Here is a 14979-nt window from a genome sequence, read left to right as displayed (position 1 = left end):
CGGCCAAGGCGGCGCCCGTCCGGCCGCCGGCGTCAGGAGCCGGTGAGGATGACGAGTCGCTGGGTCGCCCGCGTCATGGCGACGTAGCGGTCGACGGCTCCTTCGACGCCCTCGCCGAACCTCTCCGGGTCGACGAGGACGACCAGGTCGAACTCGAGCCCCTTCGTCAGCTCGGGGCTCAGCGACCGGACGCGGGGCGTCTCCCGGAACGCGGGGGCGCCGATGACGCAGGCGGTCCCTTCGTCGTGCTCGGCGAGCCAGGTGCCGAGGACGGCGTCGAGATCCGCGACGGATCCGTGGACGACGGGGACGCCGCTTCCGCGGATGGAGGCCGGCACGTTGGCGTCGGGGAGCACGGCCCGGATGACCGGCTCGGCCTCCGCCATGACCTCCTCCGGTGTCCGATAGTTGATGCTCAACGTGGCCAGGGTGATGCGGTCGAGCCCGACCCGCTTGAGGCGTTCCTGCCATGACTCGGTGAATCCGTGCCTGGCCTGGGCGCGGTCTCCGACGATGGTGAAGCTCCGGGACGGGCAGCGGAGCAGCAGCATCTGCCACTCCGCGTCGGTGAGTTCCTGAGCCTCGTCCACGACGATGTGGGCGAACGGGCCGGCGAGCCGGTCCGGGTCGGCCGCGGGCAGCGCGGACTCGTCGACCAGGGCGTCGCGCAGGTCCTGTCCGCGCAGCATCGACATCACGAGCATCTCGGAGTCGTCGGCCTCGATGAGGTCGTCGACGACCCTGGTCATGTGCTCGCGCTGGACGGCGACGGCGGCGTCCTGCCGGCGCTTGCGTCGCGACGCCTCCGGGTCGCCGAGCCGCTGCCGCGCCGCGTCCAGGAGCGGCAGGTCGGACACCGTCCACGCATGGGCGTCCGCGCGCTGCAGCTTCCGTACGTCGTCCGGGCCGAGCCAGGGCGCGCACAGCCGTAGGTAGGCGGGCACCGACCACAGATCGCCGACGAGGTCGGGCGCTTCGATCAGGGGCCACGCGCGGTTGAGGGCCGTGAGCAGTTCCCTGTTGCGCAGCAGCGACCTGCGGAGCAGGTTGGCCGGGGCGTCGCCGTCGTGCTTGTCCACCAGGATCGTGAGCAGTTCCTCCCAGATCTGGTCGCGCGCCTCGTTGTGCGGGGTGCCGGGTTCCGGCGCTTCGAACGCCTCGGCCCAATCGTCGGCGCTCAGCCAGATGTCGGACCAGGGGGTCGTGACCGTCATCCCCTCGGTGGGCGGGTTCTCGTAGAACCTGACGGCCGGCTCGATCGCCTTCACCATGTCCGCGGACGATTTCAGGCGGGCCACGTCCGGGTCCGTCTCGATCGCCGCCGTGCCTCCCTCGGGCACGAGGTCCCGCAGGGTGCAGGTCCGCACGCCCTCCTCTCCGAGGCTGGGCAGCACGTCGGCGACGTAGGCCAGGTAGGGCTGATGCGGGCCGACGAACAGCACGCCGCCCCGGCGGTGACCGAGGCGAGGGTCGGAGTAGAGGAGATAGGCGGAGCGGTGCAGGGCGACGACGGTCTTCCCGGTGCCGGGACCGCCGTCGACGACGAGAGCGCCCTCGGATCCCGCGCGGATGACGGCGTCCTGGTCGGCCTGGATGGTGCCGAGCACGTCCCGCATCCGGGACGACCGGCTGCCGCCGAGGCTGGCGATGAAGGCGGACTGGTCGTCGAGCGCGGCGTGCCCGTCGAGCCCGTCCTGGGTGAACACCTCGTCCCAGTAGTCGCTGATCAGGCCGCGGGTCCAGCGATACCTGCGGCGGCTGACCAGCCCCATCGGATTGGCGTGGGTCGCACCGAAGAACGGCTCGGCCGCGGGGGAGCGCCAGTCGAGCAGCAGACGGCGACCCGCGCTGTCGGTGAGGCCGAGCCGCCCGACGTACACGGGCTCGGGGTCGTCCGCGCCGACCATGCGCCCCAGGCACAGGTCCAGCCCGAAACGGCGCAGCACGCGCAGGCGAGCGCTCAGCCGGTGGACCTCGAGGTCCCGGTCCAGTGTCTGCCGGCCCGCACCGCCGGGCGCCTTGAGTTCGGCGTCGAGACGGCCGGACAGGTCGATGATCGACTGTTCGAGGCTTTCGGCGACGGCCGCGAAGTGCCGCTCATCGGCGGCGATCAGCCGCGGATCGGCCTTGCGGGACAGACGTTCGGGAAGGTCGAACGCGCTGGTGGTCAGCGGGTTCACGTCATCAGCTCCGATCTGGGTCGCTTGCGACCATTACGCGCACCAAGGCCGCCAGGACCGCTGCGACGAACCCGGCGGCCATGACGGGCAGCGGTATTTCCGCAGGCGCTGCCTGCCCGGCGGACGATTGTGCGGCATGACAGGGGTCTTGCCGCAAGCCCCCCTGTGCGCTATACGTTGAGAGTGGAAAGGAGCGGATGATCCCCTTTCCCGTCATGGCCCGCCGCGGACGAACGGAATGCCGGCGGCCTCAGGACGACCGGACGTGATCAAGATCCCCGTCGGGGACACCCCGATGCTCGGCGGTCACCGTGGGTTTTGAGACGGCTGTTCGGTTCAGCCGTTCGTGATCCGGCGTTCGTTCTGTGGGCATGGTCCGGGGTCATGGAGGCGAGGAGGCGTAGTTTCTCGTCGCTCTCGCTGCCCTGATCGGCGTAGTAGAGGACCAGCAGCAGATCGTCCACGGGGAGCTTGTCCCGGTGCAGACGCAGCTCACCGACGACGGGGTGGTTCACGGTGGTGGTGCCGCCCTCGAGGTCGCGGACGTCGTGGCGCGCCCAGAGGGTTCGGAAGCGCTCGCTCGACAGGGCGAGCTCGCCCACCAGTTCCACGAACCGCGGGTTGTGGATGTCGTCCCCGGCGGACTTCCTGAAGGCGGCGATGAATCCTTCCGCGGAGCGCGTCCAGTGCTGCTGGAACGCCTGCTCCTCGGGATCGAGCAGCAGCGACCGCAGGCGGTTGTACCCGGGCTGGAGACGCGGGGAGAGCGCGACCGCGAGCCGGTTGGACGCGAGCACGTCGAACGCGCGTCCCTCAACGAAGGCGGGAACCTGCACGCCGGCCAGGAGCTGGTGCAACCGTGCGGGGACACGTTCGGGTTTTCTGCGCCGCTGAGGCCTGGGGCGCGCGGCGGCCAGGCCGAGGAGGTATTCCTGTTCGAGCTCGTCGAGGTGCAGGACCCGCGCGAGCGATTCGAGGACCTGTGCTGAGGGGTTCTTGTCGCGGCCGCGTTCCAGCCGCAGGTAGTAGTCGGCGCTGATGCCCGCGAGCATGGCGACCTCTTCACGGCGAAGCCCCGGAACGCGCCGGTTCGTGCCCGGTGCGAGCCCGGCCTGCTCCGGGGTGACCAGGGCCCGCCGGGCACGGAGATAGCCGCCGAGCAGGTTGGCGCGGTCGTCGTCGCTCATGTTCGCCATCGTATTTCGGGCTCTGTCGGCCAAGGGGGCCCTGGCAGGACCCCGGAAGACGGGGGCACTGCCTCCTGCCGGAGAACGGATCGACACTGAAGGCGTCGCCGCCCAGGGGAGGAACCGGAAGCGGCGATGCCGAAACCGTGCCGGTCGCGGACCGCACCGCCTTATCCACGGCGCCCACCGGCCTGCCGCCGACCGGCGCGCCCTGAGCAGGAGCAATCAATGGACATCACCAACCGGACCGTCTTCATCGCCGGAGCCACCTCGGGAATCGGTCTCGAGTTCGCTCGCCGCTTCGCCGCGGCAGGCAGCTCTGTCGTCGTCGGCGGCCGACGAGCCGACCTGCTCGGCCGGCTCGCGGCTGAGGGGTTCGACACCGTTCCCATCGACGTGACCGACCAGGACAGCGTCGGCCGTGCCCGCGACACGATCCTCCGCGGACACCCGGGCCTCGACACGATCGTGACGATGTCCGGGATCGGGATCCCCGAGGACCTGCGCGATCCCGCGCACTTCGCCGCCGCGCAACAGATGATCGACACCAACCTCCTCGGCACCATCCGCGTCATCGACGCGTTCACCCCGCACCTGGTCGGGCGCGGCGCCGGCACCGTCATCACGGTCACCTCGGGGATCGCATTCCTGCCGTTTCCGGTCATGCCGACCTACGCGGCTTCAAAGGCCGCCGTGCACGCCTACTCCGAGGCGTTGCGTGCGCAACTGGACGGCACGGGCGTGGAGGTGTCCGAACTCGTCCCCCCGGCTGTGGCCACCACGCCGGAGCAGGTGCGGCGCAACCCCCGCGCGCTCGACCTGGCCGAGTTCGCCACCGAGGTGATGGACCTGCTCCGGGCCGACCCCACTCCGCACGAGATCCTCGTCGAGGGCGTGCTGATGCACCGGTGGGCCGAGCGCGACGGCACCTACGCCGATCTGGTCGCCCAGCGGTCGCGGGCGCTCGCGACGCTTCCGGGCCGTCGGTAGGCGGGAGCCGCTCGGGGCGTTCTCATCAGTCGCCGGCCGGGGCCATGACAGGGGATATGCGGTTGCGGCGCTCGGGCAGGGGCCGGGACGATGTGCCCGTGATTTGGCTCGCTTTCGTCGGCTCCTGCTTCCTGCTCGCGATGATCCCGGGTGTCAGCACCGCGGTGATCCTGCGGCAGACGCTCAGGGCGGGGCGCTCCTCAGGCGTGGCCGCTCTCCTCGGCAACGAGACCGGCATCTTCCTGTGGGCGATGGCCGCCGTGTTCGGCCTGTCCGCGCTGGTCCTGGCCTCGCAGGTCGCGTACGGCGCGATGAAGGCGGTGGGCGCGGCGCTCCTGGTCGTGATCGGCGTCCAGTCGCTGTGGAAGGCCAGGCGCGCGCCGGCGGCCCACGACGCGTCCATGCCGTACGACGGGGACGAGGCGCGGACCACGGGCGGGTGGCGCCGCTCGTACGGCATGGGGCTCGCCACGTGTGGTGCCAATCCCAAGGCCGCTGTGTTCGCCATGTCGTTCCTGCCGCAGTTCGTGCCGCAGGGCGCCCACGTGCCGCTGACGCTGACGCTGCTCGCGGTGATCTGGGTGGCCGTGGACGTGATCTGGTACGTCGGGGTGATCTGGCTGGTCGGCCGGGCCGGTGCCGTGCTCGGCAGACCCGCGGTCCGCCGCCGTATGGAGCAGGTGTCGGGCACTATCCTGGTCGCCCTCGGCGTCCGCGTCGCGCTGGAGGCCCGATGACGGTCTGGCACGAGGAACGGGGCTCAGGCGAGCCCGTCGTCCTGCTGCACTCCAGCGTCGCCGACTCGGACATGTGGGCTCCCAGTGGGAGCCGCTGGGGGAGCGGTTCCGCGTCATCCGGCTCGACTTCCGGGGGCACGGGCGCACGCCTTTCGTCGCGGAGGGGCCGTACTCGGACGCCGGCGACGTCGCGGACCTGCTCGAGCTCGACTGGGCCGGTCATCTGCCGAGCCTGGAGCGCCCCGCCGAGATCACGCGTCTACTGATCGAGTTCCTTTCCTGATCTACAACGTAAAGGCGTCGGGTAGATGAAAAATCAAGATCAACTTCTGAAAACCCATCGCCACGGCGAGGAAGCCGGGCCCGATCTTCGTGCCCGGCTTCCTATGGCCGCTCAGTGGTTGACGGTGCTCATCCCGGCCGGGTTGTACCGGTCGCCGGCGACCTGACCGGCGAGGGAGTCGAGCGCGTCGAGCTGGTCCGGCTCGAACTCGATCTCCAGGGCCGCGACGTTCTCCTCCAGCCGGGCGACCCGCTTGGTGCCGGGGATCGGCACGACGTCGTCCCCGCCCCGGGTCAGCACCCAGGCGAGGGCCACCTGGGCCGGGGTCGCGCCGAGCGCGGCGGCGATCTCGCCGACCTTGGTCACCAGGGCCTGGTTGGCGTCGAAGTTGCCGCCCTGCCAGCGGGGGTTGTGGTGGCGGAAGTCGTCGGCGGACAGCTCCCCGGTGCTCGTGATCGCACCGGTCAGGAGGCCGCGGCCGAGGGGGCTGTAGGCCACCAGGCCGATGCCGAGCTCCCGCAGCGTGGGCAGCAGCTCGCCTTCTATGTCGCGGGTGAACAGGGAGTACTCGTACTGCCCCGCGGTGACGGGGTGCACGGCGTGCGCGCGGCGGACCGTGGCGGGCGCGGCCTCGGAGATGCCGAGGTGGCGGACCTTGCCCGCCTCGACCAGCTCCTTCATCGCACCCCAGGTCTCCTCGACGGGGACGCCGGGGTCGACGCGGTGCTGGTAGTACAGGTCGATGTGGTCGACCCCGAGCCGTTCGAGCGAGGCGTCGCAGGAGCGGCGCACGTGGTCGGGGCGGCCGTTGACGCCCACGCGGGTGCCGTCGGGCAGTCGCTCGATGCCGAACTTGGTCGCCAGCACCACCTGGTCGCGCCGGTCGGCGACGGCCTTGCCGACGAGCCTTTCGTTGGTGAACGGGCCGTACGCGTCGGAGGTGTCGAGGAGGGTGATCCCCAGGTCGAGCGCGCGGTGGAGGGTCCGGATCGACTCGGTCTCGTCGCCCGGACCGTAGAAGTCGCTCATTCCCATGCAGCCCAGGCCGAGCGCCGACGTGCGAAGGCCCCGGCCGAGCGTGTGCTGCTTCATTCTTCTCCCCTGATTCTGCGGCGGTAGAGGTCGATCTTGTAGTCGACCGTCTCGAGATCGCTGCGAAGCTGCTCGATCTTGGCGATGACCTCGGCCCGGTGGGCTTCGAGCAGCTCCTTGCGAGCCGCGTAGGTGCCCTGGCCCCGGCGGGCGAGTTCGGCGTACCGGCGCATGGCGGCGATGGACATGCCGCTCGCCCGAAGGCGGGTGAGCAACGCGATCCAGTCGGCGTCCCGCTCGGTGTAGCGCCGGTGGCCGTTGTCGCCTCGCGGCGGAGGCTCCAGCATGAGGCCGGCGCGTTCGTAGTAGCGCAGCGTATGGGCGGTGAGGCCGGTACGCTGCGCTACCTGCGCGATGGTCATCCCCTCGTCCATGGGGACCAGTCTGGGAGTTGGAGCGCGCTCTAAGTCAAGTTGGTGATCATTGCGCGGTGCAGAGGGCGCCGTTGAGGGTGAAGGCGGCCGGCAGCACGTTGGGGCCGCTGTAGGCGCCGACGAATCCGATGGAGGTGCTCGCGCCGGGTGCGAGCTTGCCGTTGTCGGTGGTGCTGGTGACGGTGACCGAGGTCCCGCTCTGCGTCCAGTTGGCGCTCCATCCGCTGCTGACGCTCTGCCACGCCGTCGGCCAGGTGAAGTGGAGCGTCCATCCGTCGACGGCGGCGGTGCCGGTGTTGGTGATGTCCACGGTGGCGACGAACCCGCTGCCCCAGTCGCTGGTGTCCTTCAGGCGTACCGCGCAGGAGCTCTTGTCCGGTGTGCCGGTGGTGAAGGTGAGCGGCGCGGAGGCCCAGGAGACGCGGCCGGCGGTGTCGCGGGCGATGACGTTGACCGTGTAACGGGTGCCGGGGACGAGGTTGCGGACCGTGAAGGAGGTGCCGGGGGTCTCGCCGAGCTGTTCGGTGACGGCGCCTTTCTGACGGTGGATCTCGTATTTGGCGACGGGACTCGCGCCGGGCGCGGCGGCGGGCCAGGAGATGGTGGCGGTCTTGCCGGTGACGTCGCTCGCGGTGGGCTGCCCGGGGGCCGCGGGGGCGCCCGTGGCGGCGGTGGCCGGGTGCAGCACCAGCGTGGTCAGCGAGTACGGCGGGAGGGTCCGGGTGGTGGCGGTGCCGTCGTGGGCGGTGCTGACCGAGGTGGCGCCGTTGGTGAGGGTCTGCACGGTCGGCGCTTCGTCGGCGGGGGTGAACCCGGCATAGCCGATTTTCACCGTGCGTTCGCCGTCGGGGTCGCGGTTGATCAGCAGGACGGCGAGGTCGCCGTTGGGGCGCCGTGCCGCGTGCGCGGCGACCAGCGGCTCGTCGGTGGCCGCGCGGACGAACCGGTCGCCGGGGTGGGCGAAGGCGCTGATCATGGAGAGTGCATGGTAGGGGGAGAAGGGCGTGTTCAGCGGGGGCTCGCAGGTGTCGCCCGAGCAGGTGCCGCTGGACAGCATGCCGAAGTCGCCGTAGTCGGTCTGGCCGGCGACGGTGCTGATGGTGCCGGCGCCGTTGTGGACGTTCCACCAGTCGACGGTGAACACGCCCTGTTCCATGAGGCCGGCGTAGGCGTCGGCGGCGAACAGCGCGCCGGGCTGGGTGTTCGGCGCGATCCCGCTGTTGATCTCGGTCACGGCGATGCCGATGTCCCCGGCGCGGGCGCCCGCGTGCTTGGCGATCTGCTCGCGGACCAGGTAGATCATGTCGGGGATGTGGGCGGTCTTGGTGAGGACGTCGGCCACGTCGTTGTGCGGGGGATACCAGTGCAGGATGACGAAGTCGATCTTCGAGGCGGCGATCGACAGGACGGTGTCGTTCCAGGTGTTCTGGTCGCCGTCGGCGACGATGGCGTCGGGCCAGTTGGCGGGGGTGGTGAGCACCGCGCCGATCTTGACGGCCGGGTCGACGGCCTTCATCGCGTCGGCGTACCGCACGAGGTTCCTGGCGTACTCGGCCGGGCTCTTGTCGGCGTGGTCGTCGGCCTCCCAGTCGGCGCCGTAGTGGCCGTTGCCGTAGTTCTCGTTGCCGATCTCCCAGTACTTCACGCCGTACTTCTTGGTGACGTTGGCGTACTCGACCCAGTCGGCGGCCTCCTGGGCGCTGCCGGTGCCGTAGTTGGCGATGATGATCGGCTGCGCGCCGGTGCGCCTGGCTCCGCTGATGAAGGTGTCGAAGTCGGTGCCGGGGGCGACGTAGCCGCCGGGGGCGGTGTGGGTCTTCCAGTGGTAGATGTCGGCGTACGACCCGCCCGGATAGCGGAGCATCTTCACGCCGGCGGCCTTGAGGAGGTCGGCCGTCTCGTTCGTGCCGAGGTTGCTGTCCCAGATCGCGTGGTTGGCGCCCACGGCGGTGTCGGACGCGGCGGCCAGCCCCGCGCGGGCGTTGACGGTGACGTTGACGGGCGTGGTGTCGGCGGTCGCGGCGGGTACGCCGGTGAGTATCTGGGCGGCCACCGCTAACCCCGTGACGAGTGCGATGGCCGGTCTGGCGATGCGCAGGGTGCTCATTACGTCCCTTTTTCTGGAGGATCTTGCCCGTGTGATCGTGAGCAGGACGTGTGGAGCGGTCAAGCGTGCAGCCCCCGATAGGGCCGTGAGCTGCGGCATATTTAGGCGGGACGTGCAACTTTCACCGTCAGACACGACCTGACGGCGGGTGGGTCCGTCGAGAGCCGTTCATGGCCTCGCCGTATCCGCCGCAGCCGTCGTGCTCCGGCGGATACACGGACGAAGTCAGGCGCCGGGGCGGCGGACGCGGGGGACGGGCTGGCCGCGGCGGGCGGCCTCGGCCTGCAGGCGCTTCCTGAGCATCCTGCCCTGGCCGAGGAACGAGCGGTTGCGCTCGCGGCGGTTGCGGGGCAGGCTCCAGTCGTTCAGAGCCCGGTCGACTCGCACGCTCAGCCGGTCGCCCTCCCCCGTCGCGGTCCCGACGAGCACCACGTTCTCCTGCCACTCCATGGCCGGGCCGTGCCGGTGGAAGGTCAGGCACACCGGCCCCTCGGCCGCCCGGACGCCGGCGGGCAGCCGCAGGTCGAAGCCGGCCTCGGTACGTACGGCCGAGCGGGTGCGCACCGCCAGCGGCATGCCCTCGCCGGCCCCTCCTGTGACCCCGGTGGCGACCATGGTGACGACGGGTTCGCCCAGGCGGGCCGCGCGGTCGGCGAAGGGCCGCCAGTCCGGCGGCGGGGCCGACCGGCTCGGCAGCCGGGGGCCCGTGGGGGCGGGGTCGGAGGCGGGGACCGCGACGTCCCCCGGGCCCGTCCAGATCTCGGGCGCCCTGGACAGGTCGCCCTCGGGCCACCAGACGATCCTCTCGGGGGTGACCTCCACCCAGACGCGGGCGAAATACCACCCCAGCCGCTTCACCAGGAACCACGGCATCGCGGCGAACCCGGCGCCGGTCTTGGCGAGCGACTCCCGGACGTACCGGTCGGTGTTGGCCTGCAGATCCGCGTCGCGTACGGTCGCCCGGCCCTGCACGAGGACGACGGGCGCCGGGGGATGGGCCCGGTCCGGTCCGGTGCCCTCGGAGTAGAGCAGCGCGACGCGCGGGTCGCGCCGGGCGCGCTCGGCCTTGTCGGGGTAGGTGAGCCCGGTGCTCACGTCGAGCGTGCCGCCCGCGCCGACGTACGGGGTGACGGGCCAGGTGACGGGCCGGCCGTCGCGGGTGAGCGAGGCGTATGCGCAGACCATGGCGCGGTCGAAGATCTCGGCCGCCTCGCGCGGCCACGTGGTCGATACGGATGCGGTCATCACGACTCCAGGAGAGCGTTTGCGGGGGCGGTGGTGCCGTACAGGCGGGTGAAGCGCCGCCGGTAGGCCGGCCACCAGAACAGGCGGAACATGAGCCGGGCCACGACGGGCAGGTCGGCGTACGACGCCGCGAGCAGGCCGGTGTCGGCGCTCGAGGCAAGCCAGCCGAAGATGACGGGGACCCGGCGGCGGCCGAAGTCGTCCATCGCCCGGCGCTTGTCGGCCTCGACGTCGTCGAGGGTGAGGTGGCGGAGCATGAGAGGCACGACGGCCCGCTCCTCGTGGTCGAGGTGCTCGTTGACCACCTCGTGCAGTCGCCGCAGGGTGGGCGCGCGCCCGGGCAGGGGCATCCCGCGATCGGAGGCGGCCGCGATGAGCGGGTCGAGCACGGCGTGCTCGGACTCCAGCTCGGCCAGCACGTCCGCCGCCTGCGGGGCGCGGCCGGCGAGGGTGGGCCACAGAACGGCGTCCTCGTGGGCGTGGTGGGCGTGCAGCATGTCCAGCACGAGGGCGAGCTGCTCCTCCAGCAGTTCCTCGTGCGTGTCGTCACGCGGGTTCGCGCACGCCTCGGCCAGGCGGCCGAACTCTGCGCGGAAACCGGCGTGCATCATCAGGAAGCCGGTCAGGTGTTCCTCTGTGATCATCGATCTGTTTCCTCACGTGGCGAACGTGTCGGAAACAGCGTGCGCGACCCGCCCCTACGTGCACTTGTCGAGTGCTTGTCGGGCCCTTGCCAGCCAGTAGCCCGCCCCCGCCTGCTCCAGCAGGCGCACCGCCTCCCGCAGGTGGGCACGGGCCCCCTCGCGGTCCCCGAGCGCCAGCAGCGCCTCCCCCATGTGGCCGTCGTACGCGCCGTCGATCGTGGTGCACGTGCCGCTCACGTGCAGCAGCCCGGCGAAGGGACGGAACGCGTCGTAGACCTCCCGCACGATGTCCGTCTCGCCGAGCCGGATCGCCGCGTGCAGCCGGCACATGGCGGCCATCGCCCAGTGGTAGTCGCGCGGCGGCAGCGGGGTCTCACGCAGGAGCCGCCGGGCGCGTTCGTGCTCGCCCCGGTCCGCCAGCGCGTACGCCAGGACGTAGGCGAGCCCGGCCATGCCCGTGCGCCGGAACATCTCCTCGATCCATTCCGCCTCCTCGCCGAAGCGGTCCTCCTGGATGAGCGTCTCGGCCCGTACGGCGAGCATGCCCACCTCGAAGTACGCGAGGTCGGAGAAGGACAGCGTCGCCCTGACGGGCTCGTAGTGGCGCGCCGGGTCCGGCACGCCCTGGAACAGGTCGAGACCCACGTGTGCGATCGCCGCCTGCAGCGCCAGCGCGGGGTTGTGTAAGTCGCGCAGCAGCGCGTCGGTCTCCGCCAGCAGCGCGCGGGCCTGCGGCACCCTGCCGTGCTCGACGTGATCGGCGACGAGGTGGAGCTGTGCGATCGCCCTGAGCTGGGACGACAGGTCCGGCTCGGCCAGCAGGCGCCGCGCGGTTGCGGCGCGCTGCTCGATGAAGTCCTGTCCCTGCATGGCGAGCAGCCGCAGGTGGAGCACGCGCCGCAGCAGGGCGGGGTCGCCCAGGCGCTCGGCCGCCGCCACGGCCTGCGACGCGACCGCGTCGACCTCGTCCTCGCGGCCGGTCTGGGCGAGCACGACGGCCCGGACGGCCTGTGCCGTCGCCCAGGCCGGTGTGGAGGGCGGCAGCTCTCGCACGGCCCGGTCCGTCGCCTCCCGCAGGGCGGCCACGTCGAGGCCGTACCGGAAGGGCACCCAGACGCCGTGTCCCATGGCGATGTCGGCGGCTTCGACGGCCTTGTCCAGGTCGGCGCCCGCCATGGCGAGCGCCTGCTCGACCGCCTCGTAGCCCTCGTCGAAACGCCCGGCGGCGTAGCGGCTCTCGGCCAGCCCGACGGCGAGCTCGAACCGCTCGGCCGGGCCGGCCCCGGCCGGCTCGGCCGCCGCCAGCGCCTCCTGCCATGAGGTGGCCGCGTCGTCGGGCGCGTGCCGCCGCAGGGCCGCCCGCGCGGCGCGGGCGCAGTAGTCCATCGCCATGCGGGCGGGCTCCGCGCCCAGTTCCGCCGCCGCCAGCCAGTGCCGCGCGATCACCGCCGCGCGGTCGTCGCGGTCCCCGTGGACGCGGGTGAGGACGCCCGCGACCTGCTCGTGCACGTGCGCCCGCCACAGCCGCGACCGGCGCGACAGCAGCGCGTCGGTCACCAGGGCGTGCGCGAACTCGTAGACGCCCAGCCGGTACGACGACTCCCGGATCAATCCCGCGGCGAGGGCCGCGTCGAGCGGCGGCAGCAGGTCGCCGACCGTGCCGCCGGCGACCTGGGCCAGGACGCCCGCCTCGAACTCGTCGCCCATCACGGCGGCGAGTTCCAGCACGCGGGTCGTCTCCTGCCCCAGGCCCGCCACCCGGTGCAGCACGACGTCGAGCACGCCCTGCGGCAGTTCCTCGCCCGCCCGGGCCAGCTCCGCGAGGAAGAAGGGGTTCCCGGCGGTGCGCCCGCGCAGTTCCTCGGCCTTGCGGCTGCCGGGGTCGCGGCCGGACACCTCCCGGACGAGCGCGCGGACCTCCTCGGTGGCGAGCCCGTCGAGCCCGAGCCTGCGGGCGCCGAGCCGTGACAGCGCCGACAGCGTGCCGGTGAGCGCCGACGCCTCGTGCCGCCGGAAGGTCGCCACCAGCAGCAGGCCCGGCCGGGCGGTGGACGCCACGTGGACCAGCAGTCGCAGCGTCGCGTCGTCGGCCGCGTGGATGTCCTCCAGCACGACGGTCACCGGGCCGACGCCGCCGAGGAACGTGCCGACGGCCTCGAAGAACCGCAGCCGCGCCCCCTGCGCGTCGGACGCCGGGATCGCCTCCAGCCCGCCCGACAGGAACGTGCCCACCTCGTCGGGCAGGTCGGCCTGCGGGGCCGCGGCGGCGAGGTCGCGCAGGATCCGTTCCCAGGGCCACAGGGCGGGCGCGGTCTCGTGGTCCGGACTCGCCCCCCAGCCGACCGGCACGTCGGCGGTCGTGATGAACCGCTTCAGCAGGCTCGTCTTGCCGACGCCCGGCTCGCCGTCCACCAGCACGACCTGCCCGGCGGCGGACGACGCCTTCGCCGCCTCGTCCAGGAACTCCAGCGCACTTTCGCGGCCGACGAAGACCGGTTGGTCCGCCGCGGGCTCGGGAACCCTGCGTGCCGTCGTCTGTTCCGGTGTCCGCGTCAGTGTCCGCTGTGGGGGCCGCTGTGGGGGTGACGGCGCGGCGGGGCGCTCCGGCGGGAGCAGAGTCGTGTCCTGGCGCAGCACCGCGCCTTCGAGCTCCCGCAGCCGCGGCCCGGGGTCGATGCCCAGCTCCCCGGCGAGCACGTCCCGCACCCTGCGCAGGCATTCGAGGGCCGCCGCCTGCCGGCCCGCCCGGTAGTGGGCCAGGACCAGCAGTTCCCAGGCACGCTCGCGCAGGGGGTGTTCGCGGACGAACGGGTCCAGCCGCGCGACGACGTCCGTGTGGCGGCCCAGCTCCAGCAGGGCCGCGGCCAGCCCCTCCACCGTGTCCAGCCGCATCTGTTCCAGACGGCCGATCTCCGGCTGCGCCCACTCCTCGGACCGCACGTCCGCGTAGGGGGTGCCCCGCCACAGGCCGAGCGCCTGGGCGAGGGCGGCCGCCGTCTCCTGGTGCCGTCCCTCGGCCAGATAGGCGGACCCGGCCGCCACGAGCGTCTCGAAGTCTCCGGTGTCGAGGTCGAGCCCGCCGGTCATCAGGCCGTATCCGTCGGCGGCGCTGACCAGGACGGTCGGGGTCGCGCCGGGCCGCCGGCCGGGTTCCAGCCGGCGGCGCAGGTTGGAGACGTACACCTGCAGGCTCCCCTGGGCGCCGGCCGGCGGGTTGCCGGACCACAACCGGTCGGCCAGGAGGTCGGCGGGGAGCACGCGGTCGGCGTGCATCGTGAGGAGGGCGAGGAGGGCTCGCTGCTTCGGTGGTCCGGCCGGTACGACCTGCCCGGCCACGACGAGTTCCATGGGCCCGAGGACGTTCAGCCGCACGGGCCAATAGTAGGGAGGCGCTTTTCGACCGGTCCAGTTGTCACATTTCCGGAACCGACCGGCGTTCCGGCACCACGACAGGGACCGTGCGAGCCGTGTGGCGCCGGTGGTCGCCGTACCCCGGAACGCGATGCGGGTGAGGAGTCTCGGTCGGCGCGGCTCAGTCCGGAAGCGGCCGCGGTGTGGCCGCCGCTGCGAAGAGGCGGTCGAGGTGGTAGTCGATGATCGCGACGGCGGCCTCGTAGCTGCGCTGCCGGCTGAGGACGCTGGAGGTCAGGCCGTTGGCGAGAGCCAGAAGGGCGGCGACTTCGGTGCGCGGGTCGCGATCGGAGGCGAGCTCCCCGGCCCGCTGCGCGGTGGTGAGCCGGGTGGTGAGGAAGTCTTCCAGTGCGTTGGGCAGTCTGAGCCCGGCCGCGGCGAGCGCGGGGTCGGTGAGGGCGGCGGTGTGGTAGGCGGTCCAGGCCAGAGAGTCCAGGCGGCTCTGTTCGTCGGAGGGAAGGATCGAGCCGAGGACGGCGGCGAACAGACCTCGCGTGGACAGCCCGCCCGGGGCGGCGGCCCGCTGCCGGACGCGGCGGTCCAGACGGGCGCCCAGCTCGGCGAGGCCGGAGTCGAGCAGGGCCTGCTTGTTCACGAAGTAGTACTGGACACGGGGCTGCGTGATCTTGACAGCACATCGAGCGCCGCTGAAATAATTCAGCCACTCAACCAAATAGCCCGGGCGTTGCAGATCTTCGATGCCAGGCATGGTCGGCGCCGAGGGCGCGG

12 protein-coding genes are annotated in these 14979 nt (G+C 72.1%); 3 read left to right on the top strand and 9 right to left on the bottom strand.

All coding sequences use genetic code 11. From position 1 onward, the window contains the following. Window positions 1-32 precede the first annotated feature (32 nt). Both helR and AB0O28_RS09415 read right to left on the bottom strand, forming a co-directional pair. On the bottom strand, window positions 33-2180 hold the full coding sequence (gene helR / locus AB0O28_RS09420; RefSeq protein ID WP_363638089.1) for an RNA polymerase recycling motor ATPase HelR: 2148 nt from the start codon (window positions 2178-2180) through the stop codon (window positions 33-35). A gap of 269 nt (window positions 2181-2449) precedes the next feature. Continuing rightward, window positions 2450-3367, bottom strand: a complete 918-nt coding sequence (locus AB0O28_RS09415) for a helix-turn-helix transcriptional regulator (RefSeq protein ID WP_363638087.1) — start codon at window positions 3365-3367, stop codon at window positions 2450-2452. A gap of 228 nt (window positions 3368-3595) precedes the next feature. Between AB0O28_RS09415 and AB0O28_RS09410 the strand changes: the two genes are divergently transcribed. The 3 genes from AB0O28_RS09410 to AB0O28_RS09400 all read left to right on the top strand — a co-directional run bounded on the left by AB0O28_RS09410 (window position 3596) and on the right by AB0O28_RS09400 (window position 5377). Further along, window positions 3596-4357 carry an SDR family NAD(P)-dependent oxidoreductase gene (locus tag AB0O28_RS09410; RefSeq protein ID WP_363638085.1) on the top strand — a complete coding sequence of 254 codons (762 nt, stop codon included), beginning with the start codon at window positions 3596-3598 and terminating at the stop codon, window positions 4355-4357. A gap of 98 nt (window positions 4358-4455) precedes the next feature. Continuing rightward, window positions 4456-5094 carry a LysE family translocator gene (locus tag AB0O28_RS09405; RefSeq protein ID WP_363638083.1) on the top strand — a complete coding sequence of 213 codons (639 nt, stop codon included), beginning with the start codon at window positions 4456-4458 and terminating at the stop codon, window positions 5092-5094. 73 nt (window positions 5095-5167) lie between these two features. Next, window positions 5168-5377: a hypothetical protein gene (locus tag AB0O28_RS09400; RefSeq protein ID WP_363638081.1), complete on the top strand. Its 210-nt coding sequence runs from the start codon at window positions 5168-5170 to the stop codon at window positions 5375-5377. 111 nt (window positions 5378-5488) lie between these two features. Here the strand turns inward: AB0O28_RS09400 and AB0O28_RS09395 are convergent, their stop codons facing one another. The 7 genes from AB0O28_RS09395 to AB0O28_RS09365 form a co-directional block, all read right to left on the bottom strand. Further along, a complete protein-coding gene (locus tag AB0O28_RS09395) occupies window positions 5489-6469 on the bottom strand; it encodes an aldo/keto reductase (RefSeq protein ID WP_363638079.1) in 981 nt (326 codons plus the stop codon). Next, the gene (locus AB0O28_RS09390; protein WP_363638077.1) at window positions 6466-6843 is read right to left on the bottom strand and encodes a MerR family transcriptional regulator; all 378 of its coding nucleotides are present in this window, start codon (window positions 6841-6843) and stop codon (window positions 6466-6468) included. Before AB0O28_RS09390 ends, AB0O28_RS09395 begins: the two co-directional genes overlap by 4 nt. A 46-nt stretch (window positions 6844-6889) precedes the next feature. After that, window positions 6890-8950, bottom strand: a complete 2061-nt coding sequence (locus AB0O28_RS09385) for a cellulose binding domain-containing protein (RefSeq protein WP_363638075.1) — start codon at window positions 8948-8950, stop codon at window positions 6890-6892. A gap of 225 nt (window positions 8951-9175) precedes the next feature. Next, complete coding sequence (locus AB0O28_RS09380; RefSeq protein WP_363638073.1) at window positions 9176-10195, bottom strand: pyridoxamine 5'-phosphate oxidase family protein; 1020 nt, start codon at window positions 10193-10195, stop codon at window positions 9176-9178. Beyond that, window positions 10195-10839 carry a hemerythrin domain-containing protein gene (locus tag AB0O28_RS09375; RefSeq protein WP_363638071.1) on the bottom strand — a complete coding sequence of 215 codons (645 nt, stop codon included), beginning with the start codon at window positions 10837-10839 and terminating at the stop codon, window positions 10195-10197. Before AB0O28_RS09375 ends, AB0O28_RS09380 begins: the two co-directional genes overlap by 1 nt. A 54-nt stretch (window positions 10840-10893) precedes the next feature. Then, complete coding sequence (locus AB0O28_RS09370) at window positions 10894-14211, bottom strand: BTAD domain-containing putative transcriptional regulator (protein WP_363638069.1); 3318 nt, start codon at window positions 14209-14211, stop codon at window positions 10894-10896. Window positions 14212-14371: 160 nt separating this feature from the next. Then, on the bottom strand, window positions 14372-14845 hold the full coding sequence (locus AB0O28_RS09365; RefSeq protein ID WP_363638067.1) for a TetR family transcriptional regulator C-terminal domain-containing protein: 474 nt from the start codon (window positions 14843-14845) through the stop codon (window positions 14372-14374). Between the last annotated feature and the right edge of the window lie 134 nt (window positions 14846-14979).

Origin of the sequence: Microbispora sp. NPDC088329 (genome assembly GCF_040685655.1) — a bacterium.
Lineage (GTDB): Bacteria > Actinomycetota > Actinomycetes > Streptosporangiales > Streptosporangiaceae > Microbispora.
This window is presented reverse-complemented; position numbering and strand designations above follow the sequence as displayed.